Here is a 22603-nt window from a genome sequence, read left to right as displayed (position 1 = left end):
GGCGCACGAGGCTCATACGTCGAGCCTCGTGGCCAGCCGTTCCTGAAGGCGGGCGTGCCGGAACTCGTACAGGGCGCCCGCCTGCCGGAGCACTCCTCTGCGGTGGGCGTCTTCGAGGAAGCGCATCAGACGCCAGGGCAGCCGGCCCGTGCCGCACAGCCACAGCCGGGTGACGAGCAGCCAGCCCCAGGCGCTCAGGGCGATGGCGAGGGGTGCGGTGATCAGCCAGATCACGAGTGACCCATCGGCGAACGTCGTATCGAACCAGGACCGGAACACGAGGGCCGCGTTGGCGGAGGCGATCAGGAACAGGAGGACGCCGCGGCTCACGGCCGTCGCCCCGTCCGCGCGCAGACCGTCCAGAGGGGTACCGGCCCTGGCGATGTCGGTGGGGCTGACCAGCCAGCGGTGGAGCGCGACCGTCAGGCCGCTGACCAGGCCGAGGGAGAGTCCGAAGGCGAGTCCCTCGCCCGTGGCCCGGCCGAAGAGCGCTTCGGGGGCGCTCAACTGCAGCCAGCCTCTGCTGGCCGGCGGCAGTTCGTCCTGCAGGTCCCAGTCCTCTGCGAAGGTGCCGTCGGGCAGTTTCGCCAGCAGGTCTCCCCGATCGGGATGCTCGTGCAGTTCGACCGGACTGTTGAAGGTCTCGCACACACCGGTGCAGCCCGCGGCGAAACTGGTCATGGTCATCGAGTAGACAGCACCGTCGCTCTGTCGGTCCACGGCCCAGCGGACAGGACCGGGCGTGGACACGACGCGCGTGCCGTCCGCGAGTCTCCGGTGGCTCCAACCGTGGGCCACGAGCACTCTGCCGCCATCGGCGGACGTGTGCCACGAACCGCCCGCTGGGTAGTCGTCCCGGTCCACGGCGGCCCGGACGGCCACTGCGGAGCCGTTGCTGACGCCGAACGCCAGACCGAGCAGCAATCCCGCCGCCAGTCCTTTGACCATGCCGCGCCCCACGACGGAAAGTACCTGGCCGCGCGGGCGTGCCCGGCGACCGGCGGTTGCCCGGGGCGGGGAGAGGGTTCGGCCCGCCGCGCCGGGGTTCGGCCAGAGCGCGACGGTCACCGCGATCCCCAGAGCCGTGGCGCAGAGCACGCTGATACGAAAGGGAAGCATCAGCGCGGCCGGTACCAGGACGCCGATCGCCGCAGCCGCCAGCACGACCAGGCTCGCCAGGGCGCGTCGGCGCCAGGAGTGCCCGCCCCGTCCGGTCGTGAGCGGAACGGTGCTGGGGACCGGTCTCCCCAGCAGGCCGAGAACCCCGATGGCGGTTGCCAGGCCCAGGCCTCCGGTCATGGCCAGAGCACCGTTTCCCAGCCACGGCCACCTTTGCACCGGGGTGGCGTAGGAATTCAGGCTGAGGCTTCCTGCCATGCCTACGACGAGTCCGAGCGGTACGGCTCCCATCAGTACCCAGACGAGTTCACGGGGTACGCGTGCGCGCCCGGTCCTCGTGGATCCGTCCGGTCCGAGCCCGCCTGCGAGACCGCTGTCGCTCCGCAGGAACAAGGCCTGCCCGACGCAGAGGGGAACCAGAAAGCCGGCTGTGATGAGGACCGCCCAGCCGCGTTCCGATCCCGTCGTCAGCACGATGACCGCCGCGGCAAGGGCCCCGACAACCAGCACGGGCCCCATCGTCCGCAGCGGCAGAGGCAGTTCGCGGCGCAGTTCCCACCAGGCGAGTTCGCGTGATCCCTGCCGCTCCAGGTGGCGGGCCAGGAAGCCGAGGGTGTGCAGTGCCGTGTCCACCCGGCGGTTGTCGTCCCGGTAGGCGGCCGGTACGAAGGCGTCCAGCAGATGCGCCTCCAACCGCGCTTGCCGTTGTGCCCGGTCGTCCCGTCCGCCGTCGTCGAGGAGTTCGGCCGGGTCGGCGTCCGTGTCGTCGTAGGCGGTCCTCGCGAGGGTCACCATCAGCGGTGTGCGCAGTACGGCTCGTAACGCGGTGCAGGGGTGGGCGCCGGGATCGGTCCGCAGGCGGTCGATCACCGGGTGCCAGGCGGTGGTGCGGGTGCCGCCGGGGCCGCGGGTGGGGCGGGCGGTACGCAGCAGATAGGCGGCCGCCGTCTCGAAGTCGAGGGGCTGCAGTTCCACGACCGCCGCCGATGTGAGGACGTCGCTGGATCGCACGACGTCGGCGTACACGGCCGAGCGGCAGGTCATGAGCAGCGGGCGGCCGACGTCGAGGTCCGTGTTCAGCCGGCGCACGGCCGAGGTGCGCAGCGGAGGGGCCATCTCGTCGAGGCCGTCGAGGACGGGGATCACCCGGCCGGCGTCCAGGAGTTCACGGGCCCAGGACGCACCGGGATAGTGGCCGGCGAGGTACCGCGCCAGCCAGGTGTCGAGGCTCTCGCTCTGCGGGCGCCAGTCCGACATCGACACCACCACGGGCACGGGCGCCCCCGGGTCCCGTGACGCGAGGACGTCCAGCGTGAACCGGACGGCGAGTACGGTCTTGCCGCTGCCCGGCTCGCCCAGGACGACCAGTCGCCGCGACGCCACGCGGTCCAGCGCGGCCGCGATGTTCTCCAGCCGGTCGTCCGGTGCGCGTCCGTCCGTGCCGGGCTCCCGCGGATCGGCCAGCCAGGGTTCCGCGGAGGACCAGTGCACCGCGATGGGTTCCGGGTCCTGGAGGCGTCGCAGCCGCCACTCGGACTGCCACTGCTGTTCGACCGCCGCCGCCAGTTGCTCGGCGCGTGCGTCCAGGACCTCGGCCGGTGAAGGGCGTTCCCCGTCGGCGGAGGTGCGCGCCAGATTCAGGGCGAGCCCCGTCGCGGCGATCCCGAAGCCGAGGACGGTGGTCAGAATCGTGGTGTCGCCGAGTTCCCCGTTCATGACGGCGACGGCGAGCACCGCCGATGTCGCCACGAACGCGCCGCCCCAGACCACGTACCGCACGTGCCGCATAGCGCTCCCCCTCGCGCCTGTGCCGGTGGCTGTTCGGAGAATACGCCCGGGTGGCGCGGCGGGGCCCCGTCCGGCGGGGCCGTGCCGGGCCCGCCCCCGGGGATCAGGCCCGGGGGCGGGCGGTCCGTGTCGGAGGTCGGCGCTGTGTCAGACGTTGACGCCGAAGTCGGCGGCGATGCCCGCGAGCCCTGAGGCGTAGCCCTGGCCGACCGCGCGGAACTTCCACTCGGTGCCGTGGCGGTACAGCTCGCCGAAGACCATCGCGGTCTCGGTGGCGGCGTCCTCGGACAGGTCGTAGCGCGCGATCTCGGCGCCGCCGGCCTGGTTGACGACGCGGATGAAGGCGCCCCGGACCTGTCCGAAGCTCTGCCCGCGGGCGTGGGCGTCGTGGATGGAGACCGGGAAGACGATCCGGTCGACCTCGGCCGGTACGCCCGCGAGGTTCACCTTGACGGACTCGTCGTCGCCCTCGCCCTCGCCGGTGAGGTTGTCACCGGTGTGCTCGACCGAGCCGTCCGGGCTCGTGAGGTTGTTGTAGAACACGAAGTGCTGGTCGGACAGGACCTTGCCGGAGGCGTCGAGCAGCAGGGCCGAGGCGTCGAGGTCGTAGTCCGCGCCGGTCGTGGTCCGTACGTCCCAGCCGAGGCCGATGAGCACGGCGGTCAGGCCGGGCGCCTCCTTGCTGAGCGAGACATTGCCGCCTTTGGCCAGGGAAACTCCCACTGCGTACTCCTTCTCGATGTGTGCTCGATGCTTGCTCGGTGCGTGAGGGGCGGGTACCCGTCCGGGACCCCGTTATGAAATCTACAACACTGTAGAAAAAGGGGAAGAGGCGGCGTCTTCGTCGTGGCTCCGTCGTGCCGTACGGAGGTGAAGGGTGGGGCCGGAGGGGCGGGCCGGTGCGCGCTTGCCGGAGCGCCGGCCCCGGCGTCCGGTCCGTGCCGGTCGGCGCGTGGCGGCGGGCCCGGGCGTCATGGCCGGCCGTCCGGCGTCGATACGATGGACCGCCCGTGTTTCGGAGTCGGCGGAAGGGAGACAGGGCGTGACGGACCAGCGGCGGCGTCCCCCGCGGCGGGGACAGGGTGAGCTGGAGGCCCAGATCCTGGCTGCCCTGCGCGCGGCGGAGGGACCCGCGACGGCGGGCTGGGTGCAGGAGCGGCTGGGCGGCGACCTCGCCTACACGACCGTCATCACGATCCTGACCCGGCTGCTGGCCAAGGGCGCCGTGACCCGGGAACGCGTCGGCCGGTCCTTCGCCTGGACCGCGGCGTCGGACGAGGCGGGTCTGGCCGCCCGCCGGATGCGCCGGGTCCTCGACGGCGAACGGGACCGGGAAGCCGTACTCGCGAGCTTCGTGACGTCCCTGGAGCCGAACGACGAGCGACTCCTGCGTGAACTGCTGGCCCACCCCGAGGCGGAGAGGGAAGACTGAAGCCTCATGGGGTTGTTCGTCTTTCTGCCGCTGGTCCTGCCGTTGACGGCGTGGCCGATCGCCCGGCTCGCCGAGCTGCGGCTGTATCCGCGGACCGCCACCCGGCTGCTGACCGGGCTCGCCGTGGTCATGGCGGTGTGCAGCACGGTCTGCCTGGGACTGCTGATGGTGGTCGGCACGGCCCAGCTGCCCGGCAACCCGCTGCCCGACGGCTGGTCGGACCCCGAGGTGCGCGAGGCCGTGCCGTACGACGAGATCGCCGGGAAGCTGGCGATCCCGGCGCTCCTCGCGGTGCTGCTGGTCTGCGGGCGCACGCTGCACCGGCACCGGCGGGTCCGCCGCAGCGCCCACCTGGCGCTCGCCGACCTGCCCGGCACCGAGGTGGCCGTCCTGCCCGACGAGGTGCCGTACGCCTACGCCCTCCCCGGCGGGCGCCGCGACCGGGTGGTGGTGACCACCGCGCTGCTCTCCTGTCTCGAACCGGCCGAGCGGCGCGCCCTGTTCGCCCATGAGCGCGCCCATCTGGCCGCCCGTCACCACCGGTTCCTGCTCGCCGCCCAGCTGGCCGCGCGCGCCAACCCGTTCCTGCGTCCGCTGTGCACGGCCGTGTCCTACACGACGGAACGGTGGGCGGACGAGGAGGCCGCGCAGGTGGTCGGCAGCCGCCGGGCCGTGGCCTGCGCGATCGGCAAGGCCGCCCTGGTCTCCCGCGGCACCCCGGTGCCCACGCTCGCGGGCCTCGCCGCGCCGGGCCCGGTGCCGCGCCGGGTCGCCGCGCTGCTCGGCCCCGCGCCCGTGCCGCGCACCTGGCCGTCGGTGTTCACCACGGTGGGCCTCGCCGCGTGGGGCGCGGCGGCCGGGACCGCGGTGTCCGCGCTGTCCTCCGCGAACTCCGCGGTGACGATGGTCCTCATCCTGCACGCGGCGACGCCGCTGTGAGCACGGGCCCGGCGGGCGGCCGGCGGGGTGAGTCGTACCCACCCCCCGCCCGTATCTCTACATGAATGTAGAGTTTCGCCGATCGGAGTACGGGGGCGCTGAGCGCTCGTGAGTCAGGGGCCGGCCGGATGGAGGCCGAGCGCGGGGAAAGGGGCGCCTGTGGGCGGTAGGGGACAGCGGCGGCACGCTCCGGCCGGAAGCAGGTCGGGGCGGGGCGCGCGTTCGGCGCGGCCGACGAAGCTGACACGGCGGGGCCGGATCGTCGCGTGGACGGCGGGGGTGTTCGCGGTGCTCGTCCTCGGCACGGCCGGGGTCGGCGTGTGGATATACCAGGACCTGAACGGCAACATCGGCGCCGCCGACATCGACAACAAGCTCGGCGGGGACCGTCCCGAGAACCTCAGTCCGGGCTCGAAGAACATCCTGGTCGTCGGCTCGGACAGCCGTGACGGCGACAACGGGAAGTACGGCAAGGGCCTGAGCACCATGCAGTCGGACACCCTGATGGTGATGCACGTCCCGGCCAACCGGAAATGGGCGACCGTGGTGTCGTTCCCGCGCGACTCCTGGGTGCAGATATCCGCGTGCGAGAAGGGCGACGACACCACCTCCGCCCCGCACCACGCCAAGATCAACGAGGCGTTCGCGATCGGCGGTCTCGGCGGCGAGGTCGCGGGAGCCGCCGCCTGCACCATCAAGACGGTCGAGGCCAACACCGGACTGCGTATCGACCACTTCATGTCCGTCGACTTCCAGGGCTTCAAGGGCATGGTCAACGCCCTGGACGGCATCGAGGTCTGCCCCGAGGAGGCCATCCACGACGAGAAGGCCCACCTGGACCTGGAAGCCGGCTGCCAGACCGTCAAGGACGAGGAGGCGCTCGGCTACGTACGCGCCCGGTACAGCGTCGGCGACGGGTCCGACCTCGGGCGCATCGGCCGCCAGCAGGAGTTCATGGAGGCGCTGGCCGAGAAGGCGCAGTCCAAGCTGACCAGCCCGACCTCGCTGTACGACTTCCTCCAGTCGGCCACGAAGTCCCTGACCACCGACGAGGACCTGGCCGGCATCAAGCCGCTGTACGCCCTCGCGTCCGAGGTGAAGGGCATCCCGAGCAAGAGGCTGACCTTCCTCACCGTGCCCAACTACCCGCGGGAGGCGGACGTGGCCGCCGACAAGGCCAACGTCGTGTGGCAGTACCCGCAGGCCGACGACCTGTTCACCTCCCTGGCCAAGGACAAGGAGGTCGACAAGAAGGCACTGCAGGCCGAGGCCAAGGACGACTTGATATACGCGTCCGGTGTCCGCGTCCAGGTCCTCAACGGCACCGGCGTCTCGGGGCGGGCCGCCGTCGTCGCCGCGAAACTGCGCCAGGCCGGGTTCACCGTCGTCGGCACGGGCAACGCCCCGGAGACGACCCGCGCCACCACGGCCACCTATCCGCAGGGGATGGGCGCGCAGGCGAAGGTGCTCGCGTCGCGGCTGCCCGACACCCGGGCCGCGCAGGGGTCGGACACCGCCGCGGGCGTGGTGACCCTGACGGTGGGAACCGGTCTCGACCCCGACGGGATTCTGTGACCTGCCGGAACATGCGGAGTATGTGGAACGAGCGGAACATGCGGGACGGGCGGAACATGCGGGACGGGCGAGGTGGACGAGGTCGTCGCCCCGTCCGCCCCGCCCGTCCCGTCCGCCCGGCCCGTTCCGGCAGCGGTGGTTGTCAGAGGTCGAACTCGTGCGGCGGCAGGTCGAGGGTGAAGCACGCCTCGCGGACGACGGCCTGCTCGGTCTTGTCGAAGTCGCCGTCGGCGCCGCCGATGACGATGCCGATCTGGACCACGGCACGCGCCTCGGCGGGCTTCTTCTTGGCCTTGGCGATCTCCTGCAACACACTGACCTTGCCGAAGTCGAAGTCCGCGACCAGCTTGTCGAGGTTGGCGTCGAAGCGGCGCTGGAGGTCGTCGGCGGGGAAGTTCTGCAGCACCTCGTTGGTGGCGATGAGCTGGGCCACCCGGCGGCGCTCGGACGGGTCGATCGTGCCGTCGGCGGCGGCGACCAGCGCGCACATCGCCATGGAGGCGTCGCGGAAGGCACCGCTCTTGAGGTCGTTCTTCTTCGCCACCAGCTGGTTCTGCATCGTCGACGCGGAATCCTTGATGCGGTCCCACAGGGCCATGAGATCTCCGTATGCATGAGAGGTGTGCCCGGTCGGCCTGGAACGGCCCGGGCATCGCTTATTTCTACAGTAGTGTAGAAATAAGCGGGGGTGCACGACTTCACGAAGAGGGAGCTGGAAGCGCGCGATGACGGACGACGCGGCCACACACTTACCCGGCACCCGCCGTTCCCGGGCCGCCCTGGCCGCACGCTGTCGCGGCGTCACCGAGGCCCGCTGGTTCGGCGCCGCGGTCTTCGGGCTGATCATCGCCAACGCGCTGGTCCTCGGCATCGAGACCTACACGGGCGTCGTCCACCACTGGCACGGACAGCTGAAACTCGTCGAGCACTGCTTCCTGGCGGCCTTCACGGTGGAGATCCTGCTGCGCGCGGGCGCCCACGCGGACCGCCCGCGGGAGTTCTTCCGCGATCCGTGGAACCTGTTCGACCTGGCCGTCGTGTTCTCCGCGTTCCTGCCCGTCGTCCGCGAGAACGGCACCATCCTGCGGCTGCTGCGCCTGGCCCGCGTCCTGCGCACGGCCAGGTTCCTGCCCCAGCTGCGCGTCTTCCTCGTCGCCGTGGGCCGCAGCCTGCCCGGCACCATGAGTTTCCTGATCGTCGGCGCCCTGCTGCTCTACGTCTACGCGATGGTCGGCTGGGTCGCCTTCGCCGAGAGCGACCCCGAGCACTTCGGCTCCCTCGGCCGCGCCGTGCTCACCCTCTTCCTCCTGATGACCCTGGACGGCCTCGGCGACTCGGTCCGCGCGGGCCTGGAGATCTCCCGCTGGAGCATCGTCTATTACGCCTCCTACGTGCTGCTCGCCTCCTTCGTCCTCGTCAATGTGCTCATCGGGGTCGTCATCAGCTCCCTCGACGAGGCCCGCGAACTGGAGCGCGAGCAGGAGGAGGCGAGCGGGGCGGCCGGCGTACTCCCCGCGGTGCCGGTGCCGGTGCCGGTGCCGACGCCGTTGCAGCTCGCGGGGATCGAGGCCGAACGCGAGCTGCGCGAGCGGATCGTGACCGCGCGGCGGGCCCTCGACGATCTCGAAGCGGGTCTTCACCGGGTCTTCGCGCCCGCACCGCACGAGGCGGAGAGGATTGCCCCGGCCCCGGCCACGGCCCCCGCCCCCGCCCCAGCTCCCGGTCCGGACCCGGCCCCGAACCCCCTCACCCGCGGGCCGCACCCGGGGTGAACGCGCTCACAGCCAGGCCGTCGCCCAACAGACGGTCACCGCGGCGGTGAGGAGCAGCACGATGTTGAGGGCGATCCGCCGGTCCCCGAGCCTCAGGTGCACCCCGGTCGCGCCGATCTGCAGGACCACGAATCCGGTGGCCGCGACCGGGGCCAGCCAGGGCGCGATGCCGGTCAGCGGCGGCAGGATCAGCCCGATCGCGCCCAGCACCTCGATCACGCCGATCGCCCTGACGGCCGGCATCGGTGTGCTGTCCACCCAGGCCATCATCGGGCGCAGCCCCTCACGGCTCCTGACCACCTTGACCCCGCCCCCGTAGAGGTAGAAGAGGGCGAGCAGTCCGGCGACGATCCAGTAGGCGGGTTCGAGTGCGTCAGTCGTCATGCCTCGATCACACTGCGGGGGCGCCCCGGCTGTCCAAGACCTGTTCCGGCACCTCGATACCGTACGGGTATCGGTCGAGGTGGCGGGCTGGCTATCGTGGCGCCCATGGAGCTACGCACGCTGCGCTACTTCGTGGCGGTCGCCGAGGAACTCCACTTCGGCCGGGCCGCCACCCGGCTCCACATGAGCCAGCCGCCGCTGAGCCGGGCGATCCGGCGCCTGGAGAGCGAGCTGGGCGCCGCGCTGTTCGACCGGTCCTCCGCCGGGGTCGCCCTCACCGCGGCGGGGGCGCTGCTGCTCGACGATGCGCGCGACCTGCTCGGCCGGGCCGACCGGATCCGCGAACGCGTGGCCGCGGCGGCCGGTGCCGCGCCCCTGACCGTCGGCATTCTCGGGGACAGCACGGACCCGGGCGCGCTCAGGCTGGCCGCCGCCCATCGCCGGCTGCACCCGCACGTCGAGGTCCGCGTCCGCGAGACCGACCTCACCGACCCGACCTGCGGGCTGCGCGCCGGAGCGGTCGACATCGCCCTGACCCGCGGGCCGTTCGACGAGACCGGGCTCGCCGTGCGCGAACTGCGGGCCGACCCCGTGGGGGCGCTGCTGCGCGCCGACGATCCGCTGGCCCGTCGCGAGAGCCTGAAGCTGGCCGACCTGACCGGCCGCCGCTGGTTCCGGTTCCCGGCGGGCACCGATCCGCTCTGGCAGTCGTACTGGAACGGTGGGGAACCCCGCGAGGGGCTCGTGGTGCGGGCGGTGCAGGAGTGCCGGCAGGCCGTTCTGTGGAACGGCACGGTCGGTATGACGCTCCTCGGCCACGCGCCGGGGCGGGGGCTCACGGTGGTACCGCTGATCGACATGCCGCCGAGCCGCGTGGTGCTGGCCTGGAACCAGGGCGCCGCGAACCCCGTACGCGACTCGTTCGTCCGGGTCGCGGTCGCCGCCTATGGATGAGGAGCGCCGGGTGCCGGGCGCTGGATGACGGGTGACGGGTGGCGGCCGATGGATGTCCGCCGGTCCCTCCCGGTAGTCTCCGGCGCATGCGGATCTCCGTCTCCTCCGACATGGACGAACCCGTGGCCCGCGCGCTGGTCGCGGAACTGCGCGAGCGCGGCCACGAGGTGCTGGCGTACGGGGCGTTGGAGCCCGGGGGCGACGCGCGGTGGGCGGTGTGCTCGGAGGCGGCGGCGCGTGATGTCGCCGCCGGGCGGGCGGACCAGGCGGTCGTGTGCTGCTGGACCGGCACGGGCGCGTCGCTCGCCGCGAACAAGGTGACGGGCGTACGGGCCGCGCTGTGCACGGACGCCTACACGGCCGACGGCGCCCGCCGCTGGAACGACGCCAACGTACTGGCCCTCGGGCTGCGGCTGACGTCCGGACCGCTGCTCAAGGAGATCCTCGACGCGTGGTTCGACGCCGAGCCCAGTACGGACGCCGACGACCGCGAGAACGTGTCCCATGTGGCAGAGATCGATCGCGGCGGGCCGCCTTCATAGCCGGTAGCCGGTAGCCGGTAGCCGGTGGTTGGGGCGGGGCGACCCCCGCCGTTCACAGCACCCTGCGGTGCACCAGGGCCGACAGCACCAGCGCGCCCGGCAGCAGCGGTATCCAGACCGTCAGGACGCGATAGCCGACGACGGTCGCCGCCGCGATGCCCACGGGGGCGCCGAACGCGACCATGGTGAACACCAGCGCCGCGTCCACGGGCCCGATCCCGCCGGGCGCGGGCACGGCCCCGACCGCCGTACTGGCCAGGAGCAGGGCGAGCACCACCTGGGCCCAGGACAGCGGGAGCCCGAGCGAGAAGCCGACCGTGGCGATCACGCTGCCCTGGAGCAGCGGGGTCGCGACCGCCCCGCCCCAGAGGGCGGCGATCCGGGCGGGCCGCCGGTGCAGCAGCCGTACGTCGGTCAGGGCGGTGCGTACGCAGTCCAGGGCCGGGCGGCGCAGCGGACGTACGGTCGTCACGAGCAGCGCGGCCGCGCCGAACCCGGCGGCGACGGACCCGGCGACCAGGGCCATGGTCCGTTCGTCCGGGACCAGTTCACCGAGGTGCAGCAGATCCGGGTAGGCCACCACGAAGACCAGCAGCACCATCGTCTTGGCGATCGGTCTGACCAGGGAGTACAGCGCGAGCGAGGCGGTGGCGCGCGCCAGGGGGATGCCCCGGCCCTGGAGGAAGCGCAGGGTGACGGCGTGGGCGCCGATGCTCGCCGGGAGTACGTGGTTCGCGGCACCGGCGGCGAACTGCGAGGCGAGCAGCGGTCCCGGCGGCAGCCGGTCCGGGATGGCGCCCTGGCGTACGCACGCGGCGGCCACCCAGCCCAGGCAGGTGCACAGGACCGCGGCGAGCAGCCACCAGGGGTCGGCGGCGGCCAGCCGGGCGGATCCGTCGCGGACGGTCCGCCAGTCGGCCGCCGCCCAGGCCGCGATCAGCGCCAGCGGGAGCAGGGTCACGGCCCAGCGGACGGGGCGCCCGACCGCGGGGAGGCGGGAGGGACCCGGATCGGGCGAGGGGACGGGGGAGAGGGGTGGAGCGGGGGCGGGCGTGGGGAGCGCCCGGGGGACGGATTCGAGCGGGAGCGAGGACACGGCGCACGTCGTCCTTCCGCGTCATACCCGCGCGGGGCGGGCGGACGGTCACGGCGAGGCAGGAGGGGACGGCCGAAACATGCCCACCCGGTGTGACGCCATGGTGTCCGCAAGCCGACGGGGCGTGGACGGCCCGCCGTCGCGCACACGGCTCCGGCTTCTTTGTTGTGCCCACGCCCACCAGGTCTCAAGCCCACCCGCTACCGGGGTCACTCACCACCGGGCCCGCCCGCCGCCCGGCCCGCCCGCTCCCGGCCCATCGCCTCTCAGGCCGGCTCGCCGGGCCGCCCGTTCCCGTTGCTCTGGGACGAGGTCGCTATCAACTGGTCGATCAGCGCGATCAGTACGTCCCGGCACGAGTCCCGGTCCCGGGCGTCGCACAGCAGCACGTGCGCGTTCGCCGGCAGCGCCAGGGCCTCCCGGATCTCGTCGGGCTCGTAGGGATGCTCGCCGTGGAAGCCGTTGACGCCGACGACGAACGGGATGCCCCGCCGCTCGAAGAAGTCGATGGCGGCGAAGCTGGACTCCGGGCGGCGGACGTCGATCAGCACCACGGCCCCCAGGGCGCCGATGGCCAGGTCGTTCCACATGAACCAGAAGCGCTGCTGCCCGGGCGTGCCGAAGAGATACAGCACGAGTTCCTGGCTGAGCGTGATCCGCCCGAAGTCCAGGGCCACCGTGGTGGCGTGCTTCTCCGGGATGCCGCCCAGGTCGTCGACGCCCAGGCCGGCCGCGGTGAGCGGTTCCTCCGTGCGCAGCGGCACGATCTCGCTGACCGAGCCGACCATGGTGGTCTTGCCCACGCCGAACCCGCCGGCGATCAGGATCTTCACCGTGTCGGGTGCTGAGGTCCCCTGGATGACGGGGCTAGAGCCGGCCAAGGCCGTCCCTCACTTTCTGCAGCAGGTCCAGGTCCGTGGTGCGGGAGATCTCACGCGGTGCCCGGGCGGTGATCCGGCCCGCCTCCAGCAGATCGCAGAGCATGATGCAGACCACGCTCACCGGCAGATCCAGCTGGGCGGCCAGCTCCGCCACCACGAGCGGCTTCGCGCACAGCCGCAGGATCCGGGCGTGCTCGGGCTGCGGTCGCGCGGCCCGGGCGGGCGGCGGATCCACCGTGGTCACCGACGTGATGAGGGTGAAGTCGGCGCGGCTGGGCCGGGTGCGCCCGCCGGTCAGCGTGAACGGCCGGACGAGCCGGCCCGCCGAGTCGCCTCCGTTCACTTCACTCGCCGGAGTCGGTGGCGACGCCGGCCCGCGGTGCCGCGCTGAGATGCTCGCCGATCTTCTTGACCAGCATGTTCATCTGGTACGCGACCACTCCGACGTCCGCGCCCCGGTTGGTGAGCACGGCCAGATGGGCACCGGGCCCCGCCGTGGTGAGGATCAGATAGCTGTTGGCCATCTCGATGAGCGCCTGCCGTACGGGCCCGCCGCGGAAGTCCATGCTGACGCCCTTGCTGAGGCTCATCAGTCCGGACGCGGTCGCCGCCAGCCGCTCGGCGTCGTCCCGCAGGAACCCCGTGGACCTGCTGACGACCAGTCCGTCCTCGGAGAGCACGACGGCTTGGTTCACCTCGGCGACCCGGTCCACCAGTCCGGTGAGCAGCTGGTCGAGCTGACTGTGCGTGGCAGGGATGGGGCGTGTCATTTCTCTGTCCTTCATGAGCGGTCAGCGGGCGGAGTCGAGGTGACGGAAGCGCCTTCGGGAGCGGCTTCTTCCCCTTGGTCGTACGACGGATCCGCGTCGTTGTCACGCGCCTGGAGTGTTCCGCGCTGGAATCCGGCGAGGGAGGAGGCCGCGCGTTCCGCGGTGAAGTCGTCCAGGGAGCTGTCGGCCTCGTCGGCCGCGGAGTCCTCACGCAACTCGGCGGCCAGGCTGGTCTGCGGCACCCGGCGCGGCAGAGCCTTGAGGCCGTCGCGCGCCGGGAGGCCGCCCGGCCGGGAACGGCCCGTGCCGGCATGGTCGGCGCCGGCACGGCTCGTATCGGCACGGCCCGTGTCGGAACGGCCCTCCTCCGGACGGGGTCTGACGGTGCCGGTCCGTGCGGCGGGCACCTCGGCGGTCCGCGCGCGGGCGACGGGCTGCGCCTCCCGCGGGCGTTCGTGCACGGGCCCGTCCGCCTCGGCGTCCTCGGTGTCCCGCGCGCTCGTGCTCTTCGCGGCGACGGCGGCCCGGACCGGTGGTTCCCCAGCGGGCCTGCGCGCCTCGTCGGCCGCCCGCGCGCCCCCGGCGGCGGACTCCGGGGTCTCGCGCACCACGATCTCGTACGGGATCAGCACGATCGCGGTCGTGCCCCCGTACGGCGAGGGCCGCAGCGTGACGGTGACGCCGTGCCGGTTGGCGAGCCGGGCGATCACGAACATGCCGAGCCGCAGGTCGTCGGCGAGGGCCACCACGTCGAACTGCGGGGGCACCGCCAACTGGGCGTTGAACGACGCGTAGTCGTCCTCGGACATGCCCAGGCCGCGGTCCTCGATCTCCACCGCGAGGCCCTTGGCGACCAGTCCGGCCCGTACTCCGACGGGGCTGGGCGCGGGGGAGTACGTGGTCGCGTTGTCGATGAGTTCGGCGAGCAGGTGGATGACGTCGGCCACCGCGGGCGGGGCGAGGAACACCTCCTCGTCGGTCTGCACCTCCACGCGCTGGTACTCGGCGACCTCGCCGACCGAGCTGCGCAGGATGTCGATCAGGGCGACCGGCTCGGTCCAGCTGCGGCCGGGCCGCTCACCGCTGATGATGACCAGGTTCTCCTCGTAGCGGCGCAACTGGCTCGCCGTGGAGTCGAGTTCGTACAGGCCCTTGAGGATCTCCGGGTCCTGGTGCTGACGTTCCAGCGCGTCGAGCTTGGTGAGCTGGAGGTTGACCAGGTTCTGGCTCTGCCGGGCGATGCCGAGGATGACCTTCTGGAAACCGCGCCGGGTGTCGGCGAGTTCCACGGCGGTGTTGACCGCCGTGCGCTGGGCGGTGTTGAACGCCTGGGCCACCTGGCCGAGTTCGTCGCGGCCGTAGTCCAGCTCGGGCGTCGCGGACTCCACGTCGACGGTCTCGCCGCGGTCGAGCCGCGCCACCACGTCGGGCAGCCGCTCCTCTGCGAGGCCCAGGGTGGCGATCCGCAGCCCGCGCAGACGCCGGGACAGGGAGCGGGTGATGCGCCAGGACATGAAGACGCACACCAGCAGGGCGACGAGTCCGGCGGCGCTCAGCGCGGCGGCCTTGATCAGCAGCGCCTCGGCCTGGTCGTCACTGCGCTGCAGCAGCGCCGCCGTCTCCTGCTGGATCAGGGTGGAGTACTGCAGCCGGAGCTTGTCGTACGCCGTCGTCCAGCGCTTCTCCGCGTTCGGGAGGTCGATCCGCCCGCCGTCGCCGCCCTTCGCGCGCGCCGCGAGCACCTGCTCCTCGACGGTCTCCAGGGACTTCCAGTCCGAGCCCTGGAGGATCCGTTCGGTCTGTGTCTTGACCGAGCCGCGCAGCGACGGGATGAGCTGGTCCTCGACGAGGAAGCGCCGGGCGTTGACCAGTTGGGTGAAGTGGCTCCACGACGCGTCGTCGAGCCTGCCCGCCGGCCACACCAGATGGAGCTGGGCGTCCTCCTGGGAGACCAGCTCCGCGGAGTGTTCGAGGGCGACGAGCGGGCCCGCCTGCGAGGTGAGTTCGCCGTCGTCGACCTGCGAGATCTCCTGGAAGGCGTGGATCTGGTCGTCGATGATCGAGGTGTACTGGTCCAGCGCCTGCTCGGGGGTGATGTCGGTGGGGTTGTCCACCTGCCCCCGGTAGTACTCCAGGCTGCCCACCGACGCGATGACCGAGTACATCCGGTCGCGGATGCGGGTGGGTGCCTCCCGGATCCGGTCGGACTGGCCGACCAGCGTCGCGATGGCCTTGTCGGTACGTTCCCGCTGCGCGTCCAGGGCACTGCGGGAGCTGTCGGGCGAGGCCAGCAGCACGGCCGACAGGCTGCGTTCCTTCTGCAGCGCCAGCGTCGCGTCGGTACCCATGGCCCCGGTCGACCGGCTGAGCCCGGTCTGGTCCCGCAGCCGCAGGCCCTCGGAGAACATCTGGATCGTCGTCACACCCCACATGGCGGCGAGGGTGACGCTGGGAACCAGGGCCAGCAGGATCAGCGAGAGACGTATGGAGCCGAGACGGCGGCGGGCGCCTGTCCGTGGAGACATCGTCGTCCTAGAGCGATCAGCGGTGAGCAGGGTCAGTCGCGGGGGAGTTCGGGCGGTCGCGCGGGGTGTCGGATCGTCGGCAGGGCAGGGGACGGCCGCGCGGGGTGAGCGCGTGTCCTGTACACACAGGGGGTCCGCAGGATGCTATCCGTACAAGTGACCGTACGCACCGTGAGTACCCCAAACCTTGTCATCGCCGTTATAAGGCGATCTCCGTCCGGGCGGCCCGGCGGGCGGTTCAGCGGGTCCCGTTGGCCGCGTACTTGGCCACCGAGGCGACGTTCTGCTTGGTGACGAACGCCGGTCCGGTGAGCACCGGTTCCTCCCCGCCGCCGCTGACGTTGCCGTTGGTCTTGTACAGCCAGAACGCGTCCACGGCGAGGTATCCCTGCAGGTAGGGCTGCTGGTCCACGGCGAACTGCACGTCCCCGCTCTGCACGGACTTGACGATGTCGTTGTTGAGGTCGAAGGTGGCGATCTTCGCCTTGCTGCCGGCCTCCTTCACCGACTTCACGGCCGCGAGGGCGAACTGGGCGCCGTTCATCACGACTTCGTCGATGGTCGGGTCCTGGCGCAGCGCGGCGGCGACGGACTCGATCAGGGCGTCCTCGTCGGTGCCGTCCACGTAGACCAGGTCGGTACGGCCGCCGAAGGTCTTCTTCACCCCGGCGCAGCGGGCCTCCACGGCCACGTTGCCGCGCTCGTGGATGACGCACAGGGCGTGCTTGGCGCGCAGCGAGTCCAGCTTGTCGCCGACGGCCCGGCCCGCGACGCTCTCGTCCTGGCCGAAGTACTGCATCAGGCCGCCCGCCTTCCAGGCGTCGATACCGGAGTTGAGGCCGACCACCGGGATGCCCGCCGCCCTGGCCGCGGCGACCGCGCCCTTCATCGCCTCGGGCTTGGCGAGGGTCACCGCGATGCCGTCGACCTTGTCGGCGACCGCCTCGCGCACCAGCTTGGCCTGTCCGGCGGCGTCGGGGTCGCTCTCGTACGCCAGGTCGATGCCGTCCTTGGCGGCGGCGGCCTCGGCGCCCTTGCGCACCCGCTCCCAGAACGCGTCGTCCGGGGCGCTGTGGGTGATCAGGGCGACCTTGATCCCGGAGCCGCCGGCCTTGCCCGCCGTGGTGGCGTCCGAGTCGGCCCCGTCCGAGCCGGTACATCCGGACGCGAGCAGGGAGACGGCGGCGCAGGCGGCGACGGCGGCGGTGCCGCGCGCGGATCTGCTGGAAAGGGGGCGGGAGGGAGTGTGGGTCATGGGGGAACAGCACCTCGCTGTGCGGCCGACAAGCGGATGGGGGCGTCAAGTCGCTGTGACGGCCGACGGGACGAGGTGCCGACCGTCCGACTTTTGCTGGCCGGAGCCAACCGTGTGTGACGCCCGGTCGTCAAGTGAGTGACCGCATGGCCCGAGTTGTGCGCTTTTGATTTGAGGTAGGGATGAGGGTGCGGGGGCGCCCCGTCGGGCGCCCCCGAAGGGGCGCGGGGAACTGCGCGGCCCGCCCCCACCGGCCCGCGGATGTCGTAGGACGGTCCGCAGGCCGGTTCCGCAGGCCGGCTTCACCCGGGATCAGCCCCGGCTGCACGCCGGATTCGCAGCTGCTCACAGCGGCAGCGTCACCCCTTGCGGGCGATCGCCCCGTACATCGCGATGTCCTCGTCCCGGACGTCCTGCTCGCCCGTGCCGTCCGGATGCCACTTGTGCACCTGGACGATCCCGGGCTCGACCAGTTCGAGACCGTCGAAGAACTCCTCGGCCTCACCGATCGTCCGCAGCCGCATCGGCATGCCGCGCGCCGCGTACTCACGGGCCACCCGCCCGACCTCCTGCGGCGCGAACTCGGCCGTGCCGATGGTCATCGCCAGATAGCTGCCCGCGGGCAGGGAGTCCAGCAGCCGCCGGACGATACCGACCGCGTCGTCCTCGTCCAGCACGAAGTGGACGATCGCGATGACGGTCAGCGCGACCGGCTTGTCCAGGTCCAGGGTCTCCAGGAACTCCGCGGAGCCCAGCACGGCCTCCGGGTGCTGGAAGTCCGCCTCGATGTACGACGTCCGGCCCTCGGGGGTGCTGGCGAGCAGCCCCTGGGACAGAGTGAGGACGATGGGGTCGTTGTCCACGTAGACCACACGGGACTCGGGGGCCACCGACTGGGCGATCTCATGGAGGTTCGGGGAGGTGGGGATGCCCGTCCCGATGTCCAGGAACTGGCGTATCCCCGCGCTCTCGGCGAGCCAGCGCACCGCGCGGTTCATCCAGTCGCGGTTGGCGCGCATGTGCACGGGCATGGCGGGCCACTCCCGCACCATGGCGTCACCCGCCTCCTTGTCGGCGGGGTAGTAGTCCTTGCCGCCGAGGATGTAGTCGTAGATGCGAGCCGAGTGCGCGCTCTCGGTGTCGATCCGGTCGGCAGGCCATCCGTCGTTGTCGGGCAACGCCGATCTCCCATCATGTCGTCGGTTCACGGTGAACGCTCAAGCACCATCAGGAGTTTCGGAACAGCGGTCAGAGCAAGAAGTCGGCGCGGCCGGCCTTCACGCCCGCCAGGAAACTCGTCATCTCACGCGGGGTGAAGACCAGCGCGGGACCGTCGGGGTCGGTGGACTGGCGCAGTGCGACCCGGCCGTCGCCGAGCTTCTTCGCCTCGACACAGGCGCCGCCCGCGTCGTCGCTCCACGGCTTGTACCAGCCGCGGTTGCCGAGTTCGCGGGACGGAATGCCGTTGCGTATGTGGTGGTGCACGTCAGAGCTCCTTGCGGATAGCACCGAGGAGGGCCTCGGTCTTTCTGGCGGGCGCCGACTGGGCGCCCAGCCGGTCCAGGGCCTCGCGGTAGACCACGACGTCGTCGTCCTTGTCCAGGTACACAGCGCCCACCAGGCCGCTGAGATAGACGATGTCGGGCAGCTCGCGCGCCCGGAACCGGAAGAGGTGGAACGCGCCCGCCCGCATGGCCGGGTGCGGACCGTTCGCGAACGGCATGATCTGCAACGTCACGTGGGGCAGCGAGTTGACCTCGATCAGATGGTCGATCTGGGCGCGCATCACCTCGGGGCCGCCGACCGGCCACCGCAGCACCGTCTCGTCCATCACGATCCACACCCGCGGCGGGGACGGCTTGGTGAGCAGTTCCTGGCGCCGCATGCGCAGGGCCACACGGCGGTCCGTCGCGTCCGCCGAGGCGTGCGGGTTCCCGGCGCTCAGCAGGGCGCGCGCGTACTCCTCGGTCTGCAGCAGCCCGTGCACGAACTGGGCCTCGTAGGCGCGGATCTGCAGCGCCGCCTGCTCCAGGCTCAGATACGCGGAGAACCAGTCGGGCAGCACATCGCGGTAGGTGTGCCACCAGCCGCGCTTGTTCGCCTCACGGACCGACTTCAGGAAGGTGTCGATCTCCTGCTGGTCGGTCACGCCGTAGATCTGGAGCAGCTTCTCCGCGTCGGGCAGCCGCAGCCGGGCCACCTTGGCGGCCTCCATCCGGCGGATCGTGGAGTGGCTGACCCCGAGCGCCGCACCGGCCTGCTCGAACGTCAGCCCGGCCCGGGTGCGCAGTTCCTCCAGCTGTCTGCCGAGGATCATGCGCAGGACGGAGGGCGCGCCACCCCAGTCGGTCTCAGCGGTCACGCCTTACCCCCTCACAGCGGGCTTCGAGGTCGCAGTCTGTCACGATCACCCGTTCGACAGAGGAAGCATGCACCTGCTGAATTGCAATTTTCAACTTGCCGGTTGCGAGCTGATGTTGGCAGGTGTCACAGTAGGGCGTACCGTCACGGCCCGGTGAACGACCTGACGGCGCGGTCCAGTTGGGGGAGAACGGATCGCGCGTCGTCACTGTCCGCAACGGGGTGTTCGCACCCCGCGGCGCAGCGGATCCGTGGGGTACCGGCACCGGTCTGACCCCCGGTGCGAAGGCAGACGAAAGGCGAACGGCGATGGCTCCGCCCTCTCTCCCCAAGCCATTGGGCCGACTGCCCGCGGACGAACGCACGGAGAGCGCGGCAGACGGCGCGCTCGGCACGACGAGCGACAGGACACCCGACAGGTCAGGCGTGTTCGGCCTGCCCCCGACCCCCGCCTCGGTCGGCCTGGCCCGCCGGAACGTGACCGAACTGCTCCGCGCGTGGGGCACGGATCCCGAGGCATGTGACAACGCTGTCCTGGTGACCTCCGAGCTGGTCACCAACGCGCTCACGCACACGGCGAGCGAGCGGATCGTGTGCAGACTGCGCTCCGACGGACAGCGGATCCAGTTGGAGGTCGAGGACCAGAACCGCGGTCTGTCGATCCCCGCCCAGCGCACCGCCCGACTCGACGACCAGGGCGGCCGCGGACTCATGCTGGTCGGCATGCTCAGCACCGACTGGGGCACGCGCGACACCGCGCACGGCTCCGGACGCGTCGTCTGGGCCGTCCTGCCGGCGCGTCCGACGACGGTTCCCCCGCCGTCCCCCGTGCCGTCGGACAGACGGGCACACGCCTCCTCCGGGCGTGTGTCCACCCCGCACCTCACCCGGCCCGCCCCCCACTCGGCCGAAGGATCCCTGCCTCATGGAACTGCAGCACGCCCCTGAACCGTGGTCGCGTACGCCCGTGACGTCCCCCTCCCGGCGCCCGATCCGCCTGGTCATACCCGCACGGTTGCGCACCGGTCTGGGGTGTGACGTGGTGGGCACGTCCAGGGAGCACGGCCAGCGCATCCTGGACTGTCTGCCCCGTATCGGCTGTGTCTTCGCCGACGACTCCGACGACGGCTCCGCGGACGGCGGACGCTGGTGGTGGGTGGTCCCCGCCGGATCCCACATCGGCGTCGACTGGCCGCCGTCCGTGACCTACACGGTCGGCGCCCGCCGGGCCGACCCGTCCTGGACCCGGGCCCGCCGCGGCCGCTTCTCCGCGAAACCCCGGCTGATCCACAGCCCCGCGGGCGACTCGCCCTACACCCCGCCGATCCCCCTGTACTTCCTCGCGTGCCGCCTGGCCGGCCGCGTCCCCAGCTGGTCCCTCGCCGCGGGGGCCTGAGCGGCCCGCGGCCGCCCCTCCCGGCGTGAACGCCGGCCGGCCGGGTGGTTCGTCCGCGGGCCGGTGGGGGCTCGTCGCGCAGTTCCCCGCGCCCCTGGAAGTGGGGCTGCGCCCCGACTTCCAGCCCGCCTCCTCCGTGGACATGGATGTACGCGACGCGGCGAACGCCGTACGCGCCGCGCCGTGACGCGATTTGATGTGACGCGACGCTCGGCGACGTGACGGGCGCGGGGGAGGACGGCGGGCGACCGTGCCGGGTGACCAGGTGACGCGGGGCGAGGGCCGGGCCTTCGGGCCCGGGCCGGGTTCCGCGGCGGCCGTGGTCCGGGCCATGGCGTTCGCCCTGGTCGGCGGTGTGCTCGCGGCCGTCGGCCATCACGCGGTCGACGGCGGACAGGTGCCGTGGCGGTTCGTGGCCGCCCTCGCCGTCGCGCAGTTCGTCGCCGTGCGCCCGCTCGCCCGCCGCCGCCCGGGACTGCTCACGGTCGCCGGGTGCACGCTCGCCGCGCAGGGCGCGATGCATCTCGCGCTGGGCACGGTCGCCGGAGGCGGCCACCGGGGTACGGGGCACGCCGGTACGGAGCACCTGGCGCACGCCGGTCATGTGGCGATGGCGGCGGGCGGCGGACATCCCGGTCACCCCTGGCAGCACGCGGCCGGGGCGATGACCGCCGCCCACGTCTGCGCGGCCCTCCTGGTCGCCTGGCTGCTCCACCGGGCCGACGCGGCGGTCGGGGCGGCGCTGGTCACCGGCCGTACGCTGCGCGCGCTCGCGACGGCGGTGCTGTCCCGGCTCCTGCCGACCGGCACGGCCGCCGCGCAGGAGCCGCCGCCCACACTGCCCACCCGCTTCCCCGACCGCCCGGCGGGAACGCGGACGGTCACACTCGAACACACGCTGGTGCGCAGAGGACCTCCGGGACGTACGCCCGTCCCGCGCGTCCCCCTCACCCGGGTCCGGCCTCCGAGGCCCACCCGGTTCCACCAGCAAGGAGTTCCTCTGTGTCCACGTCCATGCCCAAGCCCACGACGTTCACCAAGTCCTCGTCCGTGTCCACGAACCTTCGCCGTGCCGCGCTGACCGGCGCCGCCGCGCTGGCGGCCGTCCTCGCGCTCGCGGGACCCGCCGCCGCGCACGCGGAGGCCGAGGCCGACAAGGCGCAGGCCCTCGCCGAGAACGTCACCCTCACCTTCGTCTCCGAGGCGGAGTCCGCCTCCGCGGGCTTCCGCGAGGTGCGGGTCGTGCTGCCGAAGGGGATCGCACCGGCCGACGTGTCGCTCGGCAAGGCCCCCAAGGGCTGGAGCCTCAAGACGACCGCCGACGGTTACGTGGTCGGCGGTCCGGCGCTCAAGACCGGTGTCGACGCCGAGTACGAGGTGAAGGTCCGGCAGCTCCCGGACGCCGACGAGGTGGCCTTCAAGACCGTGGAGACCTACAGCGACGGTGAGATCTCCCGCTGGATCGAACTGCCCAAGGACGGGGAGGAGGGGGAACAGCCCGCCCCGCTCCTGAAGCTGAAGGCCGCGGCACCGGGCGCGACCCCCATCGCCCCCAGCCCCAGCGCGAGTCCCACTCCCAGCCCGACGCCGTCGGCCGAGGCGACATCGACCGCGACCACGGCCGCCGGGGCCGGGGAGAAGTCCGCGGCCAAGAAGGACGACGACGGTTCGTCCACGGGGCTGCTCGTCGGCGGCGCGATCGCCGCGGTGCTCGTCCTCGGCGGCGGGGCGTGGTGGCTGACCAAGCGCCGCGCCTCCGCCACCGGCGGCTGACCCCCACCCGGCCCGTGGGACGCGCGACGCCCCACGGGCCG

At 72.2% G+C, this 22603-nt stretch carries 24 protein-coding genes; 11 read left to right on the top strand and 13 right to left on the bottom strand.

What is annotated here, in order from left to right; all coding sequences use genetic code 11:
• Positions 1-12: 12 nt before the first annotated feature.
• Complete coding sequence (locus J8N05_RS31600) at positions 13-2907, bottom strand: NACHT domain-containing protein (RefSeq protein ID WP_210888864.1); 2895 nt, start codon at positions 2905-2907, stop codon at positions 13-15.
• A gap of 147 nt (positions 2908-3054) precedes the next feature.
• Positions 3055-3630, bottom strand: coding sequence for a TerD family protein (locus tag J8N05_RS31595; protein ID WP_210888862.1), 576 nt, complete (start codon positions 3628-3630; stop codon positions 3055-3057).
• Between the two features lie 319 nt (positions 3631-3949).
• Here J8N05_RS31595 and J8N05_RS31590 point away from each other — a divergent pair, with 319 nt between their 5' ends.
• The 3 genes from J8N05_RS31590 to J8N05_RS31580 all read left to right on the top strand — a co-directional run bounded on the left by J8N05_RS31590 (position 3950) and on the right by J8N05_RS31580 (position 6853).
• Positions 3950-4339: a BlaI/MecI/CopY family transcriptional regulator gene (locus J8N05_RS31590; protein ID WP_210888860.1), complete on the top strand. Its 390-nt coding sequence runs from the start codon at positions 3950-3952 to the stop codon at positions 4337-4339.
• Between the two features lie 6 nt (positions 4340-4345).
• Positions 4346-5278, top strand: a complete 933-nt coding sequence (locus tag J8N05_RS31585) for a M56 family metallopeptidase (RefSeq protein WP_210888858.1) — start codon at positions 4346-4348, stop codon at positions 5276-5278.
• 159 nt (positions 5279-5437) lie between these two features.
• Positions 5438-6853 carry an LCP family protein gene (locus J8N05_RS31580; protein WP_210888856.1) on the top strand — a complete coding sequence of 472 codons (1416 nt, stop codon included), beginning with the start codon at positions 5438-5440 and terminating at the stop codon, positions 6851-6853.
• Positions 6854-6995: 142 nt separating this feature from the next.
• Here J8N05_RS31580 and J8N05_RS31575 read toward each other — a convergent pair whose 3' ends face one another.
• Positions 6996-7451 carry a tellurite resistance TerB family protein gene (locus J8N05_RS31575; protein ID WP_107021983.1) on the bottom strand — a complete coding sequence of 152 codons (456 nt, stop codon included), beginning with the start codon at positions 7449-7451 and terminating at the stop codon, positions 6996-6998.
• A gap of 127 nt (positions 7452-7578) precedes the next feature.
• On the opposite strand from J8N05_RS31575, the gene J8N05_RS31570 reads away from it, so the two are divergent.
• Positions 7579-8625 carry an ion transporter gene (locus J8N05_RS31570; RefSeq protein WP_210888854.1) on the top strand — a complete coding sequence of 349 codons (1047 nt, stop codon included), beginning with the start codon at positions 7579-7581 and terminating at the stop codon, positions 8623-8625.
• A 6-nt stretch (positions 8626-8631) separates the two neighbouring features.
• On the opposite strand, the gene J8N05_RS31565 is transcribed toward J8N05_RS31570, so the two are convergent.
• On the bottom strand, positions 8632-9009 hold the full coding sequence (locus J8N05_RS31565; RefSeq protein ID WP_210888852.1) for a DoxX family protein: 378 nt from the start codon (positions 9007-9009) through the stop codon (positions 8632-8634).
• A gap of 105 nt (positions 9010-9114) precedes the next feature.
• Between J8N05_RS31565 and J8N05_RS31560 the strand changes: the two genes are divergently transcribed.
• Both J8N05_RS31560 and J8N05_RS31555 read left to right on the top strand, forming a co-directional pair.
• Positions 9115-9963: a LysR family transcriptional regulator gene (locus J8N05_RS31560; protein ID WP_210888851.1), complete on the top strand. Its 849-nt coding sequence runs from the start codon at positions 9115-9117 to the stop codon at positions 9961-9963.
• Positions 9964-10049: 86 nt separating this feature from the next.
• The gene (locus J8N05_RS31555; protein WP_210888850.1) at positions 10050-10505 is read left to right on the top strand and encodes an RpiB/LacA/LacB family sugar-phosphate isomerase; all 456 of its coding nucleotides are present in this window, start codon (positions 10050-10052) and stop codon (positions 10503-10505) included.
• A gap of 52 nt (positions 10506-10557) precedes the next feature.
• Here J8N05_RS31555 and J8N05_RS31550 read toward each other — a convergent pair whose 3' ends face one another.
• From J8N05_RS31550 to J8N05_RS31510, 9 genes are all read right to left on the bottom strand, one after another.
• Positions 10558-11601 carry a lysylphosphatidylglycerol synthase transmembrane domain-containing protein gene (locus J8N05_RS31550; protein WP_210888849.1) on the bottom strand — a complete coding sequence of 348 codons (1044 nt, stop codon included), beginning with the start codon at positions 11599-11601 and terminating at the stop codon, positions 10558-10560.
• Between the two features lie 266 nt (positions 11602-11867).
• Positions 11868-12482, bottom strand: coding sequence for a GTP-binding protein (locus J8N05_RS31545; RefSeq protein ID WP_210888848.1), 615 nt, complete (start codon positions 12480-12482; stop codon positions 11868-11870).
• Positions 12469-12825: a DUF742 domain-containing protein gene (locus J8N05_RS31540; RefSeq protein ID WP_210888847.1), complete on the bottom strand. Its 357-nt coding sequence runs from the start codon at positions 12823-12825 to the stop codon at positions 12469-12471. Before J8N05_RS31540 ends, J8N05_RS31545 begins: the two co-directional genes overlap by 14 nt.
• 1 nt (position 12826) lies before the next feature.
• Complete coding sequence (locus J8N05_RS31535; RefSeq protein WP_107021990.1) at positions 12827-13252, bottom strand: roadblock/LC7 domain-containing protein; 426 nt, start codon at positions 13250-13252, stop codon at positions 12827-12829.
• Positions 13253-13263: 11 nt separating this feature from the next.
• Positions 13264-15777 carry a sensor histidine kinase gene (locus tag J8N05_RS31530; protein WP_210888846.1) on the bottom strand — a complete coding sequence of 838 codons (2514 nt, stop codon included), beginning with the start codon at positions 15775-15777 and terminating at the stop codon, positions 13264-13266.
• Positions 15778-16015: 238 nt separating this feature from the next.
• On the bottom strand, positions 16016-17032 hold the full coding sequence (locus J8N05_RS31525; RefSeq protein ID WP_210888844.1) for a substrate-binding domain-containing protein: 1017 nt from the start codon (positions 17030-17032) through the stop codon (positions 16016-16018).
• 359 nt (positions 17033-17391) lie between these two features.
• Positions 17392-18210 (bottom strand): SAM-dependent methyltransferase, encoded by an 819-nt coding sequence (locus J8N05_RS31520; RefSeq protein ID WP_210888843.1) that lies wholly within the window; start codon positions 18208-18210, stop codon positions 17392-17394.
• 70 nt (positions 18211-18280) lie between these two features.
• Complete coding sequence (locus J8N05_RS31515) at positions 18281-18517, bottom strand: DUF397 domain-containing protein (protein ID WP_107021994.1); 237 nt, start codon at positions 18515-18517, stop codon at positions 18281-18283.
• Between the two features lies 1 nt (position 18518).
• Positions 18519-19394, bottom strand: coding sequence for a helix-turn-helix domain-containing protein (locus J8N05_RS31510; RefSeq protein ID WP_210888842.1), 876 nt, complete (start codon positions 19392-19394; stop codon positions 18519-18521).
• A gap of 308 nt (positions 19395-19702) precedes the next feature.
• Here J8N05_RS31510 and J8N05_RS31505 point away from each other — a divergent pair, with 308 nt between their 5' ends.
• The 5 genes from J8N05_RS31505 (at position 19703) to J8N05_RS31485 (ending at position 22562) form a co-directional block, all read left to right on the top strand.
• Positions 19703-20341, top strand: coding sequence for an ATP-binding protein (locus J8N05_RS31505; RefSeq protein WP_210888841.1), 639 nt, complete (start codon positions 19703-19705; stop codon positions 20339-20341).
• Positions 20319-20789: a hypothetical protein gene (locus J8N05_RS31500; RefSeq protein WP_210888840.1), complete on the top strand. Its 471-nt coding sequence runs from the start codon at positions 20319-20321 to the stop codon at positions 20787-20789. Before J8N05_RS31505 ends, J8N05_RS31500 begins: the two co-directional genes overlap by 23 nt.
• 25 nt (positions 20790-20814) lie before the next feature.
• Positions 20815-20976: a hypothetical protein gene (locus J8N05_RS31495; protein ID WP_210888839.1), complete on the top strand. Its 162-nt coding sequence runs from the start codon at positions 20815-20817 to the stop codon at positions 20974-20976.
• A 63-nt stretch (positions 20977-21039) separates the two neighbouring features.
• Positions 21040-21870: a hypothetical protein gene (locus tag J8N05_RS31490; RefSeq protein WP_210888838.1), complete on the top strand. Its 831-nt coding sequence runs from the start codon at positions 21040-21042 to the stop codon at positions 21868-21870.
• Positions 21804-22562 (top strand): DUF1775 domain-containing protein, encoded by a 759-nt coding sequence (locus tag J8N05_RS31485; RefSeq protein WP_210890522.1) that lies wholly within the window; start codon positions 21804-21806, stop codon positions 22560-22562. The genes J8N05_RS31490 and J8N05_RS31485 overlap by 67 nt, the downstream gene beginning before the upstream one ends.
• Positions 22563-22603 lie beyond the last annotated feature (41 nt).

This window comes from Streptomyces liliiviolaceus, assembly GCF_018070025.1.
Classification (GTDB): domain Bacteria; phylum Actinomycetota; class Actinomycetes; order Streptomycetales; family Streptomycetaceae; genus Streptomyces; species Streptomyces liliiviolaceus.
The sequence above is the reverse complement of the archived record's forward strand: the minus strand, read 5'-3'. Positions and strand labels throughout refer to the sequence as shown.